Annotated in this window: 22 protein-coding genes; 10 read left to right on the top strand and 12 right to left on the bottom strand. The window is 69.6% G+C overall.

The window, feature by feature from the left end:
• Positions 1 to 9: 9 nt before the first annotated feature.
• On the bottom strand, positions 10 to 456 hold the full coding sequence (locus Q8W67_RS03145) for a DMT family transporter (RefSeq protein WP_305540537.1): 447 nt from the start codon (positions 454 to 456) through the stop codon (positions 10 to 12).
• 124 nt (positions 457 to 580) lie between these two features.
• On the opposite strand from Q8W67_RS03145, the gene Q8W67_RS03140 reads away from it, so the two are divergent.
• Positions 581 to 1,495: a LysR family transcriptional regulator gene (locus Q8W67_RS03140; RefSeq protein WP_305540534.1), complete on the top strand. Its 915-nt coding sequence runs from the start codon at positions 581 to 583 to the stop codon at positions 1,493 to 1,495.
• Positions 1,496 to 1,741: 246 nt separating this feature from the next.
• A complete protein-coding gene (locus Q8W67_RS03135; protein ID WP_305540531.1) occupies positions 1,742 to 3,292 on the top strand; it encodes a diguanylate cyclase domain-containing protein in 1,551 nt (516 codons plus the stop codon).
• Between the two features lie 11 nt (positions 3,293 to 3,303).
• On the opposite strand, the gene Q8W67_RS03130 is transcribed toward Q8W67_RS03135, so the two are convergent.
• On the bottom strand, positions 3,304 to 4,143 hold the full coding sequence (locus Q8W67_RS03130; RefSeq protein ID WP_305540529.1) for an aldo/keto reductase: 840 nt from the start codon (positions 4,141 to 4,143) through the stop codon (positions 3,304 to 3,306).
• 383 nt (positions 4,144 to 4,526) lie between these two features.
• On the opposite strand from Q8W67_RS03130, the gene Q8W67_RS03125 reads away from it, so the two are divergent.
• From Q8W67_RS03125 to Q8W67_RS03115, 3 genes are read left to right on the top strand one after another with little or no spacing between them, the layout of a single operon-like run.
• Positions 4,527 to 5,600: an adenylate/guanylate cyclase domain-containing protein gene (locus tag Q8W67_RS03125; RefSeq protein WP_305540527.1), complete on the top strand. Its 1,074-nt coding sequence runs from the start codon at positions 4,527 to 4,529 to the stop codon at positions 5,598 to 5,600.
• Positions 5,600 to 5,803 carry a hypothetical protein gene (locus Q8W67_RS03120; protein ID WP_305540525.1) on the top strand — a complete coding sequence of 68 codons (204 nt, stop codon included), beginning with the start codon at positions 5,600 to 5,602 and terminating at the stop codon, positions 5,801 to 5,803. The genes Q8W67_RS03125 and Q8W67_RS03120 overlap by 1 nt, the downstream gene beginning before the upstream one ends.
• Positions 5,800 to 6,282, top strand: coding sequence for a YaiI/YqxD family protein (locus Q8W67_RS03115; protein WP_305540523.1), 483 nt, complete (start codon positions 5,800 to 5,802; stop codon positions 6,280 to 6,282). Before Q8W67_RS03120 ends, Q8W67_RS03115 begins: the two co-directional genes overlap by 4 nt.
• 281 nt (positions 6,283 to 6,563) lie before the next feature.
• Here the strand turns inward: Q8W67_RS03115 and Q8W67_RS03110 are convergent, their stop codons facing one another.
• The 7 genes from Q8W67_RS03110 to Q8W67_RS03080 all read right to left on the bottom strand — a co-directional run bounded on the left by Q8W67_RS03110 (position 6,564) and on the right by Q8W67_RS03080 (position 10,858).
• Entirely contained in the window at positions 6,564 to 6,824 is a 261-nt protein-coding gene (locus tag Q8W67_RS03110; protein ID WP_305540522.1) for a BrnA antitoxin family protein, read from the bottom strand.
• A 6-nt stretch (positions 6,825 to 6,830) separates the two neighbouring features.
• The gene (locus Q8W67_RS03105) at positions 6,831 to 7,193 is read right to left on the bottom strand and encodes a hypothetical protein (protein ID WP_305540520.1); all 363 of its coding nucleotides are present in this window, start codon (positions 7,191 to 7,193) and stop codon (positions 6,831 to 6,833) included.
• A gap of 303 nt (positions 7,194 to 7,496) precedes the next feature.
• Positions 7,497 to 8,471 carry an energy transducer TonB gene (locus Q8W67_RS03100; protein WP_305540517.1) on the bottom strand — a complete coding sequence of 325 codons (975 nt, stop codon included), beginning with the start codon at positions 8,469 to 8,471 and terminating at the stop codon, positions 7,497 to 7,499.
• Between the two features lie 4 nt (positions 8,472 to 8,475).
• Complete coding sequence (locus tag Q8W67_RS03095; protein ID WP_305540514.1) at positions 8,476 to 8,940, bottom strand: ExbD/TolR family protein; 465 nt, start codon at positions 8,938 to 8,940, stop codon at positions 8,476 to 8,478.
• A gap of 57 nt (positions 8,941 to 8,997) precedes the next feature.
• Entirely contained in the window at positions 8,998 to 9,687 is a 690-nt protein-coding gene (locus tag Q8W67_RS03090; RefSeq protein WP_305540512.1) for a MotA/TolQ/ExbB proton channel family protein, read from the bottom strand.
• A 133-nt stretch (positions 9,688 to 9,820) separates the two neighbouring features.
• Entirely contained in the window at positions 9,821 to 10,300 is a 480-nt protein-coding gene (locus Q8W67_RS03085) for a Tat pathway signal protein (protein ID WP_305540510.1), read from the bottom strand.
• A gap of 66 nt (positions 10,301 to 10,366) precedes the next feature.
• Entirely contained in the window at positions 10,367 to 10,858 is a 492-nt protein-coding gene (locus tag Q8W67_RS03080; protein ID WP_305540507.1) for a hypothetical protein, read from the bottom strand.
• A 412-nt stretch (positions 10,859 to 11,270) separates the two neighbouring features.
• Here Q8W67_RS03080 and Q8W67_RS03075 point away from each other — a divergent pair, with 412 nt between their 5' ends.
• Together Q8W67_RS03075 and Q8W67_RS03070 are read left to right on the top strand one after the other, a co-directional pair.
• Positions 11,271 to 11,699 carry an Hsp20 family protein gene (locus Q8W67_RS03075; protein ID WP_305540505.1) on the top strand — a complete coding sequence of 143 codons (429 nt, stop codon included), beginning with the start codon at positions 11,271 to 11,273 and terminating at the stop codon, positions 11,697 to 11,699.
• Between the two features lie 149 nt (positions 11,700 to 11,848).
• The gene (locus tag Q8W67_RS03070) at positions 11,849 to 12,133 is read left to right on the top strand and encodes a DUF1150 domain-containing protein (protein ID WP_305540503.1); all 285 of its coding nucleotides are present in this window, start codon (positions 11,849 to 11,851) and stop codon (positions 12,131 to 12,133) included.
• 8 nt (positions 12,134 to 12,141) lie between these two features.
• On the opposite strand, the gene Q8W67_RS03065 is transcribed toward Q8W67_RS03070, so the two are convergent.
• Positions 12,142 to 12,909 carry a carboxylesterase gene (locus Q8W67_RS03065; protein ID WP_305540501.1) on the bottom strand — a complete coding sequence of 256 codons (768 nt, stop codon included), beginning with the start codon at positions 12,907 to 12,909 and terminating at the stop codon, positions 12,142 to 12,144.
• 170 nt (positions 12,910 to 13,079) lie between these two features.
• Between Q8W67_RS03065 and Q8W67_RS03060 the strand changes: the two genes are divergently transcribed.
• The 3 genes from Q8W67_RS03060 to Q8W67_RS03050 all read left to right on the top strand — a co-directional run bounded on the left by Q8W67_RS03060 (position 13,080) and on the right by Q8W67_RS03050 (position 16,013).
• On the top strand, positions 13,080 to 14,303 hold the full coding sequence (locus Q8W67_RS03060) for a glycosyltransferase family 4 protein (RefSeq protein WP_370693802.1): 1,224 nt from the start codon (positions 13,080 to 13,082) through the stop codon (positions 14,301 to 14,303).
• Between the two features lie 302 nt (positions 14,304 to 14,605).
• The gene (gene infC, locus Q8W67_RS03055; protein WP_007561393.1) at positions 14,606 to 15,127 is read left to right on the top strand and encodes a translation initiation factor IF-3; all 522 of its coding nucleotides are present in this window, start codon (positions 14,606 to 14,608) and stop codon (positions 15,125 to 15,127) included.
• 97 nt (positions 15,128 to 15,224) lie between these two features.
• On the top strand, positions 15,225 to 16,013 hold the full coding sequence (locus tag Q8W67_RS03050) for a molybdopterin-synthase adenylyltransferase MoeB (RefSeq protein WP_305540497.1): 789 nt from the start codon (positions 15,225 to 15,227) through the stop codon (positions 16,011 to 16,013).
• Here the strand turns inward: Q8W67_RS03050 and Q8W67_RS03045 are convergent.
• Together Q8W67_RS03045 and pheT are read right to left on the bottom strand one after the other, a co-directional pair.
• Complete coding sequence (locus Q8W67_RS03045) at positions 15,999 to 16,880, bottom strand: DUF1186 domain-containing protein (RefSeq protein WP_305540495.1); 882 nt, start codon at positions 16,878 to 16,880, stop codon at positions 15,999 to 16,001. The genes Q8W67_RS03050 and Q8W67_RS03045 overlap by 15 nt on opposite strands.
• A gap of 9 nt (positions 16,881 to 16,889) precedes the next feature.
• Complete coding sequence (pheT, locus tag Q8W67_RS03040; protein ID WP_305540493.1) at positions 16,890 to 19,310, bottom strand: phenylalanine--tRNA ligase subunit beta; 2,421 nt, start codon at positions 19,308 to 19,310, stop codon at positions 16,890 to 16,892.
• Between the last annotated feature and the right edge of the window lie 103 nt (positions 19,311 to 19,413).

Here is a 19,413-nt window from a genome sequence, read left to right as displayed (position 1 = left end):
ACGCTTGCATCACCGCCGGATCAGGATGACGCCGCCGATCAGGAGGGCGACGCCGAGGGCGCGCGAGACATCGATCGGGCGCTGGGCGAGGCCGATCCAGCCGAAATGATCGAAGATGACCGAGGCCAGCATCTGGCCGGTGACGAGGAGCGCCAGAAACGTTCCGGCCCCGATCTGCGGAACGAGAAGGATGGCGAGTCCGATATAGATCGCCCCGAACAGGCCGCCGCTCCAGGCCCACCACGGAATGCGCGCGGCCACGCTCGCTGCAGGGAGTGGATCGCGCAGCGCCAGGGCGAGCAGCGTCATGCAGACGACCCCGACCGCGTAGCTGACGAAGCCTGACCACGCCGCCGAACCGAGTGCCGCGCGCAGGTTCGCGTTCATCGCCTGCTGGACCACGATGCTGATGCCGGCCGCAAGGGTGAGGGCCGAGGAGAGCACGAGGGTAAGCATGATCGTCGGATGATCTCGGAGCGCTGCCGGGTCACACGCCGCGGGCGCGACGTCGGGAGCTTGACAAGCATCCTCGCCTCATGCCGTCAAATGCCGACTATCGTCATTCCCATGCAGATTGGGCATGTTGAACCCGGCCCATCTCGACCTCTTCCGCGCGGTGCTGCGCCATGGCGGAATGACCAAGGCCGCCGCCGCCTTGGGTGTCGGCCAACCGCACGTGAGCCGCGCCATCGCGCAGCTCGAAGCGGATCTCGGTTTCGCGCTCTTCGTCCGTGGTCACGGGAGCGCGTCGCCGACCCAGGAGGGCGAAGCCTTTGCGCGCGAGGTCGAGCGGACCTATGCCGGGCTCGAACACCTTCACCACGCTGCCCGGCAGATCCGGGAATTGGGGATCGGCCCGCTGCGGATCGCCTGCCAGCCGTCGCTGGCCACGCACCTGCTCCCGCGGGCGATCCGGCGCCTGAAAGCCGACCATCCGGAGGTTCGCGTCGCGGTGCACGTGCCGGGTCCCGACACGATCTGGTCCTGGGCGGCGTCGGGGCAGTGCGATATCGGTCTCGTACGGCCGCGATCAGGCTACACTGGCGTGGCGTGCGAGCCCTTCCTCTTCGTCCAGGCTGTGTGCGCGTTACCGCGGGATCACGCCCTGACCGACAAGCCGGTGATCACCGTGCACGACCTCGCCGGTGAAACCCTGGTGGCGGGCGCGCCCGGGGCGTTCCAGCACGCGCTCGAAGAGATGGTGGCCCAAGCGGGAATCGAGCCGCGCTTCGCGTTCATGGCCCAGTATACGGCGGCCCGCTGCGGCCTTGTGGCCGAAGGTCTGGGGATTGCCGTCGTCGATCCGGTTCCGGCGCGCGCCCTCACGGGCCTGCCGATCGTGCTGCGGCCTTTCCAGCCCAGCCTGCCGATCGAGACACTGCTGATCCGGCCCGCGGGACGACCTCCGGGCAACCTCGTCGCGCGCCTGGTCGACTGCCTCATCGCCGAGCGAAACGCGCTCACGTCCGACCAGCCTCGTCGGAATCGACTCTGATGCCGGACGATGTCGCGGGTGGTTCCCTGTGGAGGCTGCCCAGGGAGGCGCGATCACCAGCGGCCGCGGGGTGACGGAGCGCGGGCGCCCGCGCTCAATAATCTCAGGCTAAGTTTATACTGTATTTGCGCCTTGTAGACATAAGAATAACGACTTTTTCAATCTTCACCGTTCATCCTGGGCGCCGATGAATGGATTGGTGGTCGCAATGGCGCGGCTCACCCCAACCGTTCCGCCTCGGTTCACATGATCCTGCGATCGACCGATGCCGCAATCCGCGCGCTTCTCGCCGACCGGGCCTCGCGCCTGATCACGGCCGGCGGCGCGAGCCTCTTGGTCTGCCTGATCCTGCTCGGGACCTATCTCTGCATCGATCTGCGCGACATCGCCTGGCACAATGCGCAACGGAACACCGAGAATCTCCTGTCTGTGATCGAGGAGGGAGTCGGCAACAGCATCCGATCCTACCATGAGTCCCTCCGCGGCGCGGCCCGGTTGGCGGCACGTTCGGATATCCCAGCCCTCGACGCCGACCTCAGACGGCTCGCGCTCTTCGATTCGAGCGCGAAGGCGTCCGGATTGGGCCCGCTGGAGATCACGGACGCGGCCGGGCACGTGCAGATCACCAACGATCCGAACCAGACCGTCGCGCCCGACCTCAGCGATCTGCCGGAATTCCAAGCGCTGCGGAGCGATCCGTCGGCCGGACTGATCCTGACCGGGCCGTCCCGCTCCCGCGTGACCGGGCGGGAGATCATTCGACTGTCCCGGCGCATCGAGACGCCGGACGGTTCCTTCGTGGGGATCGTGACCGGCGTGATCTTCCTCGACCACTTCCAGACGTTGTTCCGCCGACTGAGCTTCGATGACGGCCTTACCTTCAGCCTCTTCCACCGCGACGGGACGCTCATGGTCCGCGCGCCGACTGGTTCGGCCTTCCCTGGCCGAAGCATCGCCACCAGTCCCGGATATCGCGTCTACGCCGAGCACCAGCGCGGGGAATTCCTCGGCCGCCCGTTTCTCGACGGCCAAGAGCGTCTCTATGCCTTCGCCAACCTCGACGAACTGCCCCTGGTCGTGATGGTCGCCATGAGCGCCGAGAGCATTCGGGCCGCGTGGATCTGCAAGGCGACGATCATCGCCGTGCTGTTCGTGTGTCTCAACGTCTTGACGTTCGGGCTGACGATCCTGCTCCAGAGGGAGGTCGGCCGCCATGCGGCGGCCGAAGCGTCTTCCCGCGAGGCCAATGCCGCACTCGTCCTGCTGGCGCGGACCGACGGCCTGACGGGTATGCCGAACCGGCGCAGCTACGACGAGGTCTTCTCCGCGGAGTGGAGTCGGGCGGCCCAGCGCGGCGCGCCCCTGGCGCTGATGATCGTCGACGCCGACCATTTCAAGCAGTTCAACGACCGGTTCGGACACCATTGCGGCGACGCTGTTCTGCGGTCCGTGGCCGATTGCCTGCGCCAGGCGCTTGATGGCGGCGGCATCGGGTTCCGCATCGGCGGCGAGGAGTTTGCCGCGATCCTCCCGGGCCTCGATGCGGCGGCGGCGAGCAGCGTGGCCGAGCGCGTCCGCAGGGCGGTTGTGAACCTGCGGATCGCGCATGCGCCGGAGGTGGGCGGCGTCGCCACCGTCAGCGTCGGCGTCGCCAGCGCCGAGCCGTGTTCCGGTGCCGCGCCGGATGCCCTGTTCGTCGCGGCCGACGCGGCGCTGTATGCGGCCAAGAAGGCCGGCCGCAACCGGGTCCGCGCCGCGTCTTCGGATGCCCCGGTGCCCTACGCACGCCGGGCCTGAGGCATGGGCCGTCAGAGCATCGGCAGCATCCTGGGACGCGGGCCGCGGCGGAAATGCGCGTCGATCATGGCGATCTCGGTCGGCCCGAGATGCAGGTCGGCCGCGCCCGCGTTCTCGATCGCGCGGGCGGGGCGGCCCGTCTTGGGGATCGTGAAGGTTCCGGGTAGTCGCGTCAGGTAGGCCAGCGCCACGGCGTAGGGGGTCGTGCCGTGGCTCTCGGCGATGCCCGCGAGCACGCGGCCGCCGACGCTCGCGGGGTCGGGAAACTCGCCGCTGCCGAACGGGGAATATCCCACCATCGCGACGCCGTGCTTAACGCACCACGGAAGGACCGCGTGCTCGATCGCCCGCTCGTTCAGGTGGTACAGCACTTGATTGCAGGCGATCCGGTCAGGCCCGGCGATGGCGAGCGCCCGGTCGAGGTCGTCGACATCGAAATTGCTCACGCCCCAAGACAGGATCTTCCCGGCCCGGCGCAGGTCCTCGAAGCCGGCGATCGTCTCCTCCAGGGGATGCTGCCCGGGCCAGTGCAGCAGGTAGCTGTCGAGCCGGTCGGTACTCAGGCGCCGGAGCGACGCCTCGCAGGCCCGCGCGACCCCGCGGCGCGTGGCATTGCCCGGTACGACTTTGGATACGAGGAACACCTCCTCGCGGCAATCGGCGATGGCCTCGGCCACGATCGCCTCGGCGTCACCGTACATCTCGGCCGTATCGATATGCGTCATGCCGGCATCGATGCCGGCCCGCAGCGCGCGCACGGCGTCGGCCCGGTCTGACCCGTCGATATGCCACGTGCCCTGGCCGATGACAGACACCGAGACACGCGTCGCGCCGAAGCTCCTGGCGTACATGGCAGCGCTCCCTTCCTCGCCGCGATGGCTGCAAGCGGCAACGCGTAGGGCGATTCCGCGCAGCTCTTTGGATGGCATCATTGTCGCCGCCGAAGTGGGACCACGTCGGCGGCGCAGGCTTTGGGGCCGCGGACCGAAACCGGTCGCGCGAACGTCCGCCACGGCTCCGCCCCTGAACCGCGGCACGCCTTACTCGCGCCATCTTGGGGGGATGAGCAATGGGCGGTCGCCGCTCCGTCGCTAAACTTTAGGCCAGTGTCTCACGCCGTGCTCAACGAGCCCGTCAAGCCTGCGCCGCGGCGGACCGCGCGTCCCGCGCCCGGAACGGCCTCGAGCCCTGTCCGAGACGCGGCCGATCGGTTGGTCCTGCAGGAGTCGCGCTGATGCTGCCGGCCCACCGGATGTTCTGGAGTCTGATCCTGCTCGCCTCCGGGGGCGCTGGGCTGCTCTACAATTTCATCTTCGCGGACGGCGCTTCGCCGCTCGCCGGCTTCACCTACGGTCTCTGCATGGGGACCACGGTGCTGGCCTTCGACCGCGGGCTGATCCTGGCCGGCCTCCAGGCCCGGATCCGACGGCTGCCGGCCTGGCTCTACGTCGTGGCGGCGGAACTCGCCTATGTGCTGATGATCGTGGCGGGCAACGCGCTGGGCGGCCTGGTGGTCTGGGGCTTCGCGCTCACCGGTGACGACCTCGCCACGGCGACGCGAATGACGGCGCGGGTCCTCGCCTACGCGCTGGCCGTGGCCGGCCTCCTCGTGTTCGTGATCCGGATGCGCGACCTTGTGGGCGGCGAGGTGTTCGTGAACTTCATGATCGGCCGCTATCACAAGCCGGTGGCCGAAGAGCGGATCTTCCTCTTCCTCGATGTCGTCGGATCGACGGCCTTCGCCGAGGCGCACGGGGACCTGCGCGCGCAGGAATATCTCGGCGCCGTCTTCGCCACCCTGGCCGAGCCGGTGCGCCGCAACGGCGGCTCCGTCGACGACTATATCGGCGACCTCGCCATGGTGACCTGGCCGATGACGCGCGGCCTGAAGGATGCGCGCTGCGTGACCTGCGTGTTCGACGTGATCGACCGGATCGAGGCAGATGCGGCCGCCTGGACGGCGCGGTTCGGCACGGTTCCGCGGCTGCGCGCGGCGCTGCACGGCGGTTCCGTGGTCACCGCGGAAGTCGGCGTCGACCGGCACAAGATCGCGTATTTCGGCGATGCCGTGAACGTGACCTCGCGGATCGAGGCCCTGTGCCGCCCCCTGGGCGTCGGCATCCTGATCTCGCAGGACCTCCTCGGTCGGCTCCCGCGCCTGCCCGCGGGCGTGCGTGCGCGCTCGCTCGGGGCGCATGCGCTGCGCGGCCGCGGGGCGCCGCTCGCGGTGGCAACGCTGGAGCGGGGCGCCGTCGATGCGGTGGCCGTCGAGGATCTGGCGCCGCGCCGCGTCGTGGCGGCCCGCTGATGGCACGGACCGAGACCGGGCGCTCGACGATCCTGACCGTGGTGGCGTTGGTGCTGCGCTTCGGGCCGCCCGGCATCGGATTGTTCGTGATCGGCCGGGCCATCGTGCTCTCGGTCGGCGGCGACATCGAGCGCTGGGACTTCGTCCTCGGCGCGCTCCTGATCCTGGCGGGCTTCGCCTCGAAGCTGGTGCCGAGGCGATGAGCGCGGAACCGGCCCGGCCGCCGATCTACCTCGACGCCGATGCCTGCCCCGTCAAGGATGAGACCTACAGGGTGGCTGCGCGCTACGGCCTGACCGTCCACGTGGTCGCCAACAGCGTGCTGAACCTGCCGCGCGAGCCGTGGATCGTGCGTGTCGTCGTCGGCTCGGCGCTCGATGCTGCCGACGATTGGATCGCCGAGCGTGCCGGGCCGGGCAGCATCGTTCTCACCGCCGACGTGCCCCTCGCGGCCCGCTGCGTGAAGGCCGGCGCGACGGTGCTGGCGTTTACCGGCAAGCCGTTCAGCGAGGCGTCGATCGGCATGGCGCTCGCGACCCGCGATCTGATGCAGTCTCTGCGAGAGGCCGGGACGATCACGGGCGGGCCGCCACCGTTCTCGCGCGCCGATCGGTCGGCATTCCTGTCGGCTCTCGACCGTGCGGTGAACCGGATCCTGCGCACGCGCCCGAACGCCGGATGATTTGCGACCGACGCGGTGTCGTCCCCGGCGACTGAATCGCTGCCTTTTTTCCGGAGGCCTCAAAAGTCGGAGGACGGCGATGGGAGAGTCGGCCGCGAAGTGATGCGATCGTCGCGCGACTTGGTCGCCAGCGAACGCTTCGCGTCTGCCTAAGCTGGCTTCGGGTCGCATTCCTCCAACGCACCGCGCGCCTGGAAAACGACTGCCCGAATCTTGGGCCGCGCTGCGACGTCGGGCTTAATCCAGGGAGACAGCGCTTAGGACCGGCAGCCAGCCCGGCCTCAGTCTTCAGCCGGAGGGACGAGCGCTTTGAGCGCCTCGTTGATGCGATCCTGCCATCCTGGCCCGTCTTTCTGGAAATGGGCCAGAACGGCGCCGTCGAGGCGCAGGGTGACCATCTCCCGAGCACCGGGTACCACCACGGGGCGCGGGGCGGCCGGTGGCGGCGGTGCGGCTGGTTTAGCGGTCGTGGCGGCCTTGAAGGCCGCCTCGGCTGCCGCGCGAGGATCGGTGAAACGGCGGCGGTTACGATCGTCGGCCATTGGCCCTCAGTCCTTCGCGGCAGCTTTCTTGGGCGCGACCTTCTTGGCAGCACCCTTGCCCGCATTCTTGGCGGCAACCTTCGCGGCCGCCTTGGCTTCTTTCTCGGCCGCTTTGGTCTGCGCATCGGCGGCCTTGGTCTGCGCTTCGGCAGCTTCCTTGGCGAGGCGCAGGGAACGCAGGCGGAGGGTCCGCTCGTCGATCGCCTTGATCGCCGCGTGATGCTCGGCCATCGCCTGCGCGCCCTCGCGGGCCATGCGCTCGGCGCGCTCGGCGCGCTCGGCCCGATTGTCGGCGCGGGTCTTCGCTTCCGCCTCCGCGTCGCGAATGTCCTCGGCCTCTTCGAGGTCAGTCTCGGTCTCGTCGCTCATCCTATCCCTTTCACCCCCGCCCAGCGCTACCGATCCTCGCAAAACGCGCGGGACGGTATCTGGGTCGGGCCCGGCCTGTTCGAGGGGGTTTTGGAGGGCAAGGCCGGATAATCCGCCCCGCTACGCCGTCATTCGACGACCGCTCGAGGCCGCGATCAGGCAGGCATTAGCACGCCCGCGCGCCCGATGGCGAATCCGGACCGCCGGTCGGGCAGGACAGTGCACGGTATTCGTCTCAGACCGAGGCGTCGCTGTTCAATCGAGACAGGCATCTCTGCATAGCCGAGCGTTGCCTGCTTGAACTCAACGCACGCGATAGTTGAGTGGGATCGTGACCGAGAGGCTCGATTGCGTCACGCCGGCCGGCGCAGCCGGCAGACTGCCGCGCACGGCCGACAGAGCGGCGCTGTCGATCTGGCTGACGCCGCTGGAGCGGGCGAGGCCCGCCCCCGTCACCTGACCAGAACGCATGACCGTGAAGCGCACCATCGCGGTGCCCCCGCTGGTGCCGGCGGCGGCGCCAGGATTCATCCGTCCGTGGATCGCCGCGCTGATCGCGCCCGTCCACTGTCGCAGCGCGCTCGGATCGCTGCCTGCTGCGGCGCGGCCGGCTGCGTTCTGTCGAGAGGCCGAGGCGGAGTTGCGCGCCTCGGAGCCCTCCTGCGCCTTGGCCTGCTTGGCCTTGGCTTCGCGGGCCGCCTTGGCCTTCGCCTCGCGGATCTCCTCCAGGCGCTCCTGGCGCGCCTCCTCGCGCTTCTGCTCGCGCAGCTTCTCCTCACGGATCTTCCGGAGCTTGGCCTCCCGCTCGGCCTTGAGCTTGGCCGGATCCGGCTCGGGCTTCGGCGGCTCCTCGGTCTTGGCGACCTCCGCCGGCGGCGGCGCCAGCGGTTCGGCGGCCTCCGATGTTGAGGTGATGACTTCACCCTGGGCCTCGACCGGATTGGCCTCCGATGGCGGTTCGGTGACGGCCTGTGTCTGGTCCGGCGGCGGCTGAACGGCCTCGTCGGGCGGCAGCTCGACCGGCTTCGCCTCGGGCGGCGCCGCTTGGCTCATCTGCTGCTCTGCCGGCGCCTCGGTCGGCGCGTCGGTCATCACCGGGGCCAGGTCGACGGTGATCTGCTGCTCACCGGGGGGCGCGGGCGGCGTGAGCCGGTAGAACGTCACCGCCACCAGTGCGACGGCGTGCAGCGCGAGCGCGACCAGGAAGGCGGCGACCAGCCCGGACGGCCGGCGTCCGCCGAGATCGTCCGGCCGATCCGTCGAAGTCAACGTACTCATCGGCTCAGCGGACGGTCCCTGCAGGGGCGCCGGGCGCCGGGCCGCCCGGCGCTTGGGCGATCAGCGACACCTTCGTGAAACCCGCCTGGCCCACGAGACCCATCACCTCCATGATCTTGCCGTAGGGCACGTCCCGGTCGCCACGCACCAGGATCACCTGATCCTTGTCGGCAGTTGCCATCTCGCGCAGGCGCGGAACGATGCTCTCCATCGTGAACACCTCCTTGGCGATGGATGGGTTGCCGTCCTTGTCGATCGTGACCTCCTGGGGCTTCTTCGACTGCGCCACCTTGGCCGCCGCCGTCTTGGGCAACTGCACCGGCACGCCGGTGGTCATCAGCGGGGCCGCGACCATGAAGATGATCAGCAGGACGAGCATCACGTCGACCATCGGGGTGACGTTGATCTCGGACATCGGCGCGTCGTCGAGGCCGTCCTCGTCGCTCGCGCGGATCGATCCCATCGCCATCGAGGCGTCTCCGGTTGATTGCGGTCGGCCCTGTGCGGCCGGTTACGATGCGGACGGCTACTCGGCCGCCGCGCGGTGATGGCCGGCTCGGTCGCGCGCGAGGCGGTTGCCCAGTACCGAGATGTAGGACGTGAACGCGCTCTGGACGCTGCCGACGTCGCCCGACAGCTTGTTGTAGGCCATGACCGCCGGGATCGCGACGACGAGGCCGATGGCCGTGGCGAACAGCGCCTCCGCGATACCCGGCGCCACCACGGCGAGCGAGGTGTCCTGACTCCGCGCGATCGACGAGAACGAGTTCATGATGCCCCAGACGGTCCCAAACAGGCCGACAAACGGGGCGGTGGAGCCGGCCGTCGCCAGCAGTGACAGGCCCGTCCGCAGGCGCTTCACCTCGAGGCCGAGGGCGCCGCGCATCGCTCGCTCGATCCGCTCCCGCCGTTCCGCCCGGGTCTCGGTGGAATCCTGGTCGCGCCACGCGTCCACCGCGGCCTTCACGACGTGCCCGGCGATGCCCCTGTGGTCGCCGTCGAGGCTCCCGCCCGAGCGCACGAGGGTCTCGAACGCCTTGGCTTGGCGCCGCGCCGCGGACAGCCGGATGACCTTCTCGAAGACGACTGTCCAACACGCGATGGAGGCGATCACGAGCAGGATCATCACACCCTTCACGATCGGGTCGGCCTGCAGGAACAGGCCGAGGAACGAGAAGTCGTGGGCGGCCTCCATCGGGGCTTGAGTCGGGTCCATCGCGGGCTCCTGGCGTCGTGGTCTCGGGCGGCCCTGGGACCGCCGTCTCGTCGGGGTGCGGCGAAAGCCGCTGGCCGCCCGGCGGCGATCGCTGCCGGGCGGCGTGGTCTCGAAGGCCCTCAGGCCGTCCGCATCAGCGATCGAAGGCGATGCCGGCCTTCGTCTCGGTCTCGGTCCGCTCCAAGCAAGCTTCCTTGGCCGCGTCGCCCCCGTCGCAGGCCAGGACGTCGTTCAGGAGCACCCGGCCGACCTTGTTGCAGGCGATGCCCGGGAAATCGAAGATCTTCACAGTGGTCTTGCGGGGCGGCAGGGGGCCCAGCTCCACGGCCACGCGCTTCTGGGCGACTCCGTCCGGGTCGAAAGCGAACAGATCGACCTTGTAGGATTTGAGGCCGGGCCCTCGCGCGTTGTCCACCACCATGGTGATCCGGCAGGCCTCGCCCGCGGTCTCGACCTTGTTGAGCTGCAGCTTCAGCGGTGCCGCCTTCTCGGCGGAGGCGTCTTGCGCCAGTGCCGAGACGACCAGGAGCGCCGACAGCGCGAGACAGGCCGCGGTATCGTAGGCGAGTCGCCCGATCCGCCGGCGGTACAGGGGGACGCTCAAGGCAAGCACCAAACCGGTTTCCTCTTCCTCTCGAATCCGGCGGCGGGGCCGGGGCGTCCCGCCGGGGCGGTCAACTCAGTGCAACACGACCTTGTTTGGACAGGCCGTCGGCGCCAAGCGCTCGGCCGCCGCGTCCAGAGTGGCGACCGCGGCGCGGACCGCTTCCACGAGGCGAGGCGCCGCTTCGCGCCCCGTGATCTCGGCCGCGGCCGCTTCCAAATCGGTCCAGAGCCTGCGCCGGCCCCGACCGATCAGCGCCACCAGCGCGCATTCATGGCCTGTGACCCGGCAGCAGCTCGCCGGCATGAAGGACCAATCGCCCTCGCGTTCCGCCCGGAGCGCCCGGACGATCGCCACCACGCAGGCGACGAAACGGCAGCCTTCGACGGCGCCGAGAAGCTGCTCGGCGCCGTCGAAGGCTGCGTTCCAGCACGCGACATCGCTCGTCATATAGCCGGCCGCCACGAATCGGGCGACCGACAGCGCCAGGATGTCGGCCTCGTCTCCGCAGACGTCGGCGACGCGCTGCATCGTCGCATGACTCGGCGGGATCGAAGGCGCGCTCATCGAGGCTCCGCTGCATCCCTGAGAACGGGAGATCGAGGGCGAACGCCCGTCCTGTCCGGACGATCGCCAGCCGCGGCAGTATCCAGGAGCGCGCCGCGGATCAAGGCCCGACGAGAAAATCAGAGCAGTTCCAAACTGTTAGACCAAAGCTAAGCCGTCGCGGACTTTGCTTTTACATCCCGGCTTCAATTGCCGAATTATCCCGTTTCACGCCATCGCTCCCTGAGAAGTGACGAATCCGGTCCGCTCCCTTGATGGGGTGTCGGCCCTCGGCCATATCTCTCCTCTGCCGGCGGCGTTCCGCCCGGCGGAGCGCTGTCTCGCACGGGCTCCATGGCGTCGAGGTGCTCGGAGATCCACGGGGTGCGGCAAGTCCCAGGGTCGGAGGCCTCGCTCTGAGGATGACGGCCGCATGACTCGACCCTCGCCCTTCGGGCATCCGTTCCTGCTCGGCTTCGACGAGATCGAGCAGGCCCTCGATCGGGTCTCCAAGGCAGCCAACGACGGTTATCCCCCCTACAACATCGAGCGCCTGCCGCGCACCGACCGGGAGCCGGAGCGCCTGCGCATCACGCTGGCCGTTGCCGGCTTCACGCGCGATCAACTCGACGTGATGCTGGAGGAGAACCAGCTGGTGGTCCGCGGCCGACAGGTCGACGAGCGCGAGCGGCATTTCCTTCACCGCGGCATTGCGGCCCGCCAGTTCCAGCGCGCCTTCCTCCTGGCCGATGGCATGGAGGTTCTGGGCGCGGATCTGGCCAACGGCCTGCTCTCGATCGACCTCGTCCGGCCGGAGCCCGATCGGGTCGTGCGCAAGATCGATATCGGCGCCCGCGACTAGCACATGCTCTGGGTTGAAAACCGGCGGCGACTTTTCAGGACTTGGGTCCAAGGCCGATTGATCGGGCGTCGGGAATCCCCACATCAATGCGGAGCCGCCGGTGCCTCCGGGACCGGAGGCGGACGCTCTGCCACCCAGGAGGGCAATCTATGACCGACCTGAACGTATCGCCACTGACCCCCGCCGATCTCGACCCGGCCGAGTTCAAGCCGGCTGATCTCGCCGCACTCGGGGAGGGCCACATCGCCTATGTCCGTCCGATCCGGTCCGACGAGGTGCGGCGCTTCTTCCCGCAGGCCCCGGAGCTGATGCCCGGCCTCGACCTCTTCGCACTGCTCTCGGCGAGCGGCGAGCCGATCATGCTCGCCGATTCCCGCGCCGTGGTGCTGGCCAATGCGGCCGCCCACGATCTCCTGCCGGTCAGCCTGCACTGATCCGCCGATCAGGCGATCCCGGCCACCGCCGCCACGAGTCGCGCGATATCCTGCGGCCGTGACAGGCGGTGGTCGCCGTCGGCGATCAGTGTGAGCACAGTCCCCGCGGCCGGCAGCCGGCCGAGAGTCTTGAGCGCGTGCGTGTAAGGCACGTCCGGATCGCGCATACCCTGGAGGATGTGGACCGGGCAGGCGGGATCGAAGGGTCCGCGGAGAAGCGTGTTGCGGCGGCCGTCCTCGATCAGTCCCAGGGTGATCGGAGCGGGCTCGGGCGCGTATTCGCTCGGCCTTTTGAGGACGCCGTCGCGCAGCAGCGCGGCGCGCGCCGTCTCGTCCATCTGCTCCCAGATCAAGTCTTCGGTGAAGTCGAGGGCCGGTGCGACGAGCACGAGCCCCGCGGTCTTCTCACCACGCACCGCACGCCCGCGGGCCGCCAAGCAGGCGATCCACCCGCCCATCGACGAGCCGACCAGGATCGGCGCCTCGTGGGTATGGGCGGCCACGACCGCCTGCGCGTCTTCGAGCCACGAGGAAATGGTGCAGCGGGCGAAGCTTCCGCCCGAGGCGCCGTGGCCGGCATAATCGAACCGGACCAGAGCCCGCTTCTCGCGGGTCGCCCAGGCGTCCAGCGCCGCCGCCTTGGTGGCGGTCATGTCGGAGCGGAAACCTCCGAGCCAGACGACCGGCGGCCCGTTTCCCTCGCGCACCCGCACGGCGATCTGCCGCGCCGCGTCGCCCTCGCCGACGGTGAGAAAATCCGGGCCCGCATCGGTCATCGATCTCTCCGGTAGCTCTATGTTGACCCTGAGGAAGTCCTTCCCTGACCGGGTCGGCTTCAGGCTCCGTTTACCGGACCGTAAAGCGCGACAGCGATGCTGGAGCAATGGGTACGAGCTTGTTGCAGATGCCGGCAGGGGGCTTGCGCCTCCTCGCCGAAGAGCCGCGAATGGGCGACGTGATGCGCGGTCTGTCGGGCTTCCCGGCCGAAATCGGCGCGCTGGCGGGTGCCCGCGTGCTCCAGATCATCCCGGAACTCGAGGCCGGTGGCGCCGAGCGGACAACCGTTGATGTCGCGGGCGCCCTCGCGGCGGTCGGCGCCCGGGCCATGGTCGCAACCGAGGGCGGTCGCCTCGTCGGGGAGTTGCAGGCCAAGGGCGGTCATTGGCTCCGCTTTCCGGCGGCGGCGAAGAATCCGGCCCGCATGGCGATGAACGTCGTGCGGCTGATGGCCCTGTGCCGGCGCGAGGGGGTGCAGATCGTCCATGCCCGCTCGCGCGCCCCGGCCTGGGTGGCGCTTGGGGCCGCCCGCCAGCTCGGCCTGCCGTTCGTAACGACCTATCACGGCAGCTATTCCGGCCGCACCGGCGTGAAGGTGCTGTACAATTCCGTGATGGCCCGGGGCGACGTGGTGATCGCCAACTCGCGCTACACCGCGGATCTGATCCACCGGCTGCATGACGAGCAGGCCGGCGACAGGGTGCGGGTCATCCACCGCGGCACCGATCTCGCCATCTTCAATCCGGTCGCGGTCGGCGCCGGCCGGGTCGAGGCCCTGCGCCGGGCCTGGAATGTGGCGCCGCACGAGCGCGTGATCCTGCTCGCGGCCCGGCTCACGGCCTGGAAAGGGCACCGCGTGCTCATCGACGCCGCCGCGCAGATGCGCGACGAAGGCGTCCCGGACCTTGCCGTGGTGCTGGCCGGCGACCCGCAGGGGCGTACCGCCTACGAGCGAGAACTCGACGCGCTGATCGCCGCCCGCGGTCTCGGCCACATCGTGCGCCGGGTCGGCCACTGCACCGACATGCCGGCGGCCTTCCGGGCTGCCTCCGTGGTTGCGGTGCCCTCGGTGGAGCCCGAGGCGTTCGGGCGCTCGGCTGTGGAGGCGCAGGCGCTCGGCACGCCCGTCGTCGTCTCCGATCTCGGCGCCGTGCCCGAGACGGTGCTGGCACCGCCGGACGTCGCGCCCGGCCAGCGGACCGGCTGGCGCGTGCCGCCCGGCGACGCAGCCGCGCTCGCCGCGGCGCTGACGGAAGCCCTGTCGCTTGGCGCCAGCGCCCGCGATGCGCTGGTGCGCCGGGGTCGCGCCCATGTCGAGGCGAACTTTTCGCTGGAGCGCATGGTCGGCGACACGCTGGCGGTCTACGCCGATCTGCTCGGCCGCCGGAGGTGAGCGGAAGATCCCGGCGACCACCGGCTCGGCGGACATGCCTCAGCGCCGTGACATGGGACTCCGTCTTTCCCAACCGAGTTTCGGTCGAGGCCTGCGCCCCGCCGGAATCCCGCGGGGACGCAGCCGATTATTTCGCGCGCCTCGCCGCCGGGCCGTTGACTCTGGCCGTGCTTCCGCCAACGTAGTATGTCCGGAAGGGACCGGAGCGGCTGGCGGTCAGGAGATCCTCGAGTTGGGTCGTCCGGTCCGCCGTTTCGTCGTTGCAGCAGGAGACCGAAGCCATTCGTAGACCGATGAGAGCCATGCCGGCCCCGCAGAAGGACGGGCCGCGCGCCAACCGCGATATCCGCGGGGTGCGGGAAGTGCAGCTGATCGACGATACCGGGCAAAACCGCGGCGTCGTCCCCTTCTTCGATGCCCTGACGCTTGCCGAGGAAGCCGGCCTCGATCTCGTGGAGATCGCGCCGAACTCGGTACCGCCGGTCTGCAAATTGCTCGATTACGGGCGCTTCCGCTTCAACGAGCAGAAGAAGCAGAACGAGGCGCGCAAGCGGCAGAAGACGGTCGAGGTGAAGGAGATCAAGCTTCGCCCCGGCATCGACAAACACGACTACGACACCAAGATGAAGTCGGTGCACCGCTTCTTCGAGGAGGGGGACAAGGTCAAGGTGACCCTGCGCTTCCGCGGTCGTGAGATGGCTCACCAGGATATCGGCCTGCGCCTCCTGGAGCGCGTGAAGAACGAGACGGCCGAGATCGCCAAGGTCGAGAGCGAGCCCATGCTCGAAGGCCGCCAGATGATCATGATCCTCGCCCCGCGCTGATCCGTTCGACATCAGCTTTCTACGCCGCCTCCTGACCGGGGCGGCGTTTTCGTTTGCGGCGCTTCCGCAGAGCGCCGCGGCCGACTATCTGCTGCCAATGGCCCTCGCTCCCGAAGAGATCGAACGCTACGCCCGCCACCTCGTCCTGGCCGAGGTCGGGGGACCCGGGCAGGCCCGCCTCAAGGCGGCCCGGGTGCTCGTCATCGGGGCGGGGGGGCTCGGCGCGCCGCTGATCCAGTATCTGGCTGCCGCCGGCATCGGCACGATCGGGATCGTCGACGACGATACGGTCTCGCTCTCGAACCTCCAGCGCCAAGTGATCCATGGCACGCCGGATCTCGGCCGGCCTAAGGTCGTGAGCGCCGTCGATGCCGTGGCGCGCCTCAATCCGCACGTCGAGGTCGTGCCGCACCCGTACCGGATCGAACCGGACAATGCGGTCGCGCTGATCTCCGGCTACGACCTCGTCGCCGACGGATCCGACAACTTCGCGACCCGCTATGCGGTCTCTGATGCCTGTTACCACGCGCGGCGTCCGCTGGTGACGGCGGCGCTGGGCCGCTTCGACGGGACGCTCACGACGATCCGGGCGCACGAGAGCGGTCCGGACGGCACCCCGAACCCGACCTATCGCTGCCTGTTCCCGAACCCGCCGCCGCCCGGCAGCGTGCCGGCCTGCGCCGAGGCCGGAATCCTCGGGGCGCTGGCCGGGGTCATGGGCTCGCTGATGGCCATGGAAGTCATCCGCGCGGTGGCGGGTTTCGGCGAGCCGCTGGTCGGGCGCCTGCTGATGGTCGATGCCCGCTCGATGCGGTTCGAGGCGCTCAGCTACGCCTGGGACCCCGACAACCCGCTCAATGGGGCTGGTGCGTCAGGCGGAAGGTGATCCCGGCGGCATCCAGGGGCCTTCCGCCGGCTCCTGGCCGAGACAGCACTTCTTGAATTTCTTGCCCGAGCCGCAGGGACAAGGATCGTTGCGCCCGACATCCTTGAATGGGTTGCGCACCGGCTCGCCCGCGCCCTCCTCGGTCCAGTCGAGCGCCTCGACGGGATCGTCGAGGTAGCCGTACTGGTATGGGCCGAGCCGGTCCCGGTCGTCGGGCTTGGTCTCGGCCTTGCGCAGGGCCTCCTTGAACCAGGCTGCGTCGCTGATCTCGTCGGTGATCCGCCCGTCTGCCCGCGCCGCCGTGACCCGTGGTGCGAGGTCCCGGAAGCCGAGATGCGCGATCGTCTCCTCCCAGCCGATCCAGACCGGTGCTTCCTCCACGGCGGCCTGCGCATCGTCGAAGCGGACGAGCAGATCGTGCATCGCGCCGCGCTCGATCCGGCCTTCCAGGGTCAGGAACGTGCAGGCGGACAGCAACGCCATGCGGGCATAGTCGTCGACCGTGCTGTCCAGGATCAGCCGGAAGAGTGGCGGGGGATCGCCGTCGAACAGGCTCGCCAGGACCTTGGCCAGGGTCGCCGTCAGGGCATCGCCGAGTACCGCGTCGAGCGTCTCCTCGTCCTGCCGGAGCAGCCTGAGGAGCGGGGGCAGGGCCCGGGTGTCCCGGGCATGGGCCATGACGTGCAGGCCCCAGAACAAGAGGTTTTCCTCCTCCGGGGCGAGTTCGCGGCCGTCGGCGGCCGCCCCCAGCAACGGCAGCGTCGCCTCGGCGATCGGGGCCGGATGCGAAAGCGCTTCGCGCAGCGCCTTGGTCGGCCGGTGCTCGGCTGCCGCAAGGTCTTCGATCAGTGCAGCGATCCGGCTCATGTTGCCACCTCAGGTTCGCAGGGTCGCACCGGTTCGGCGCGAGACCTCGGCGACGATCCTCGCGCTCACCGCATCGATCTCCGCATCGGTCAGCGTCCGCTCCACCGGCTGCAGCCGCACCGCGATCGCCACCGATTTCAAGCCCTCCGGCACGCCCGCGCCCTCGTAGAGATCGAACACTTCGACGCCCGTGACGAGCTTGCGTTCTGCGCCCTGGGCGGCCTTCACGATGTCGCCGGCCGGCACGTCGCGGCCGACCACGAAGGCGAAGTCCCGGGAGAGGGGTTGGAATTCGGACAGGGCGAGGGCGGGCTTGGCCTTGGTGGGCCTGTGCTTGGGCAGCGGCAGCGCGTCGAGCACGATCTCGAAGGCGACGAGGATGCCCTTGAGGTCGAGCGCCTGCAGGGTCCGCGGATGCACCTCGCCGAACCAGCCGATCTCGGTCTTCGGCCCGAAGCGCAGCGTGCCCGAGCGGCCCGGATGGAGCCAGGATGGCCCGCCCGACGTCACCTGCAGGCCGCCCGTCGGCACACCGAGGCTGCCCAGCAGCGCGAGGGCATCGGCCTTGGCGTCGAAGACCTCGACGGTCCTGGCCGATCCGTCCCAGTGCCGCCCGGCACCCGCGAGCCCGGCGCTCCCGCGGCGCACGGCAGCCGCGCGGATGCTCTGGCCCTCGGGCTCATCGGAGGCGAAACACTGGCCGACTTCGAACAAGGCCGCGTCCGCATAGCCGCGGTCGGCATTGCGCTGGGCGGCGCGCAGGAGTCCCGGCACCAAGCTCGGGCGCATGTCCGACAGTTCTGAGGCGATCGGGTTGGCCAGCACGAGATCGGCACCGCCGCCGCCGAACAGCTCGGCATCCGCGTGCGGGACGAAGGACCAGGTCACGGCCTCCATCAGGCCGCGGCTGGCCAGGGCGCGTTTGGCGGCGCGGGTGCGCTTCTGCATCACGGTGAGGAGCGGGCGGCCGATCCCGGCGAGCCGGGGCAGTTGCTTGGCCTCGATCCGATCCAGGCCGGCGATCCGCACGATCTCCTCGACGAGGTCGGCCTTGCCCTCAACGTCGGGCCGCCAGGACGGCGTCAGCACCTTCACCCGGTCGCCGCTGCCGGACACGTGGAAGCCCAGCGTCTCGAGGATCAGTTTCATCTCGATCCGCGGCACCTCGATGCCGGCCAGCCGCCGCACCTCGGTCCAGGGGAAGTCGACGATCCGCTCGGACTCCGGCGGCTCGCCGGAGATCCGCGCCTGGGTCGGCGTGCCGCCGCAGAGTTCCACGACCAGACGGGTCGCCAGGTCGAGGCCCGGCAGCGTGAAGGCCGGGTCGACCCCGCGCTCGAACCGGTAGCGGGCATCGGTGATGATGCCGAGGCGGCGGCCCGATTGGGCGATGTTGGCCGGATCCCACAGGGCCGATTCGATCAGCACGTCGGTGGTTGTCTCGTCGCAGCCGGAGGCCTGTCCGCCCATGATGCCGGCGATCGACTCGACGCGGCCCTGGTCGGCGATAACCACGGTGTCGTCGGTGAGCGCATGGGTGCGCCCGTCCAGCGCCAGCAGGCTCTCGCCGTCCCGCGCGCGCCGCACGGTGAGATTGCCTGAGACCTTTGCGGCGTCGAACACGTGCAGCGGCCGGCCGCGGTCGAAGGTGACGTAGTTGGTGATGTCGACGAGCGCGTTGATCGGGCGCAGGCCGATCGCCCGCAGCCGTGCCTGCATCCAGGCCGGCGACGGCCCGTTCCTCACGCCGCGCACGAGGCGCAGAGCGAAGAGCGGGCACAGGTGCCGGTCCGCCGGATCGAAGGCCAGCGCGACATCGACGGGGCAGGGGCCTTCGCCGCGCACCCCCGGCAAGGTCTCGCGCTTCAGCGTGCCGATCCCGGCGGCGGCGAGGTCGCGCGCGATGCCGTGGACCGAGGTGCAGTCCGGACGGTTCGGCGTCAGGTTGATCTCGATCACCGGATCGTCGAGCCCGGCATGGAGTGCGTAAGGCTGACCGACCGGTGCGTCGGGGACGAGCTCGAGGATGCCGTCGTGATCCTCGCCGAGGCCCAGTTCGGCGCCCGAACAGAGCATGCCGTGGCTCTCGACGCCCCGGATCGTGCCGACCGCCAGGGTGATGTTCTTGCCCGGCACATAGGTGCCCGGCGGCGCGAAGACCGAGACCAGACCGGCGCGGGCATTCGGCGCGCCGCAGACCACCTGGACCGGCGCTCCGGTGCCAGCGTCGACGCTGCAGACCCGCAGCCGGTCGGCGTTCGGGTGCTGCTCCGCGGAGAGGATCTTCGCGACCACGTAGGGTTTGAGCGCGGCGGCCTTGTCCTCGATACCCTCTACCTCCAGGCCGATGCGCGTCAGCGTCTCGGCGATGGTGTCGAGGGGGGCCTCGGTCTCGAGGTGATCCTTGAGCCAGGAGAGGGTGAATTTCATGATGGACCTTCGAGAGCCTCGCGTCGGCTCGACCGTAGGATGAACAGGATCACACGCCTGCCGCAGATACCGGCTGGCAGGCTGCCGGAGAGGCGGTTCGGCG

The sequence above is a fragment of the Methylobacterium sp. NEAU K genome (genome assembly GCF_030700285.1).
In the GTDB taxonomy this organism is placed as follows: domain Bacteria; phylum Pseudomonadota; class Alphaproteobacteria; order Rhizobiales; family Beijerinckiaceae; genus Methylobacterium.
This window is presented reverse-complemented; position numbering and strand designations above follow the sequence as displayed.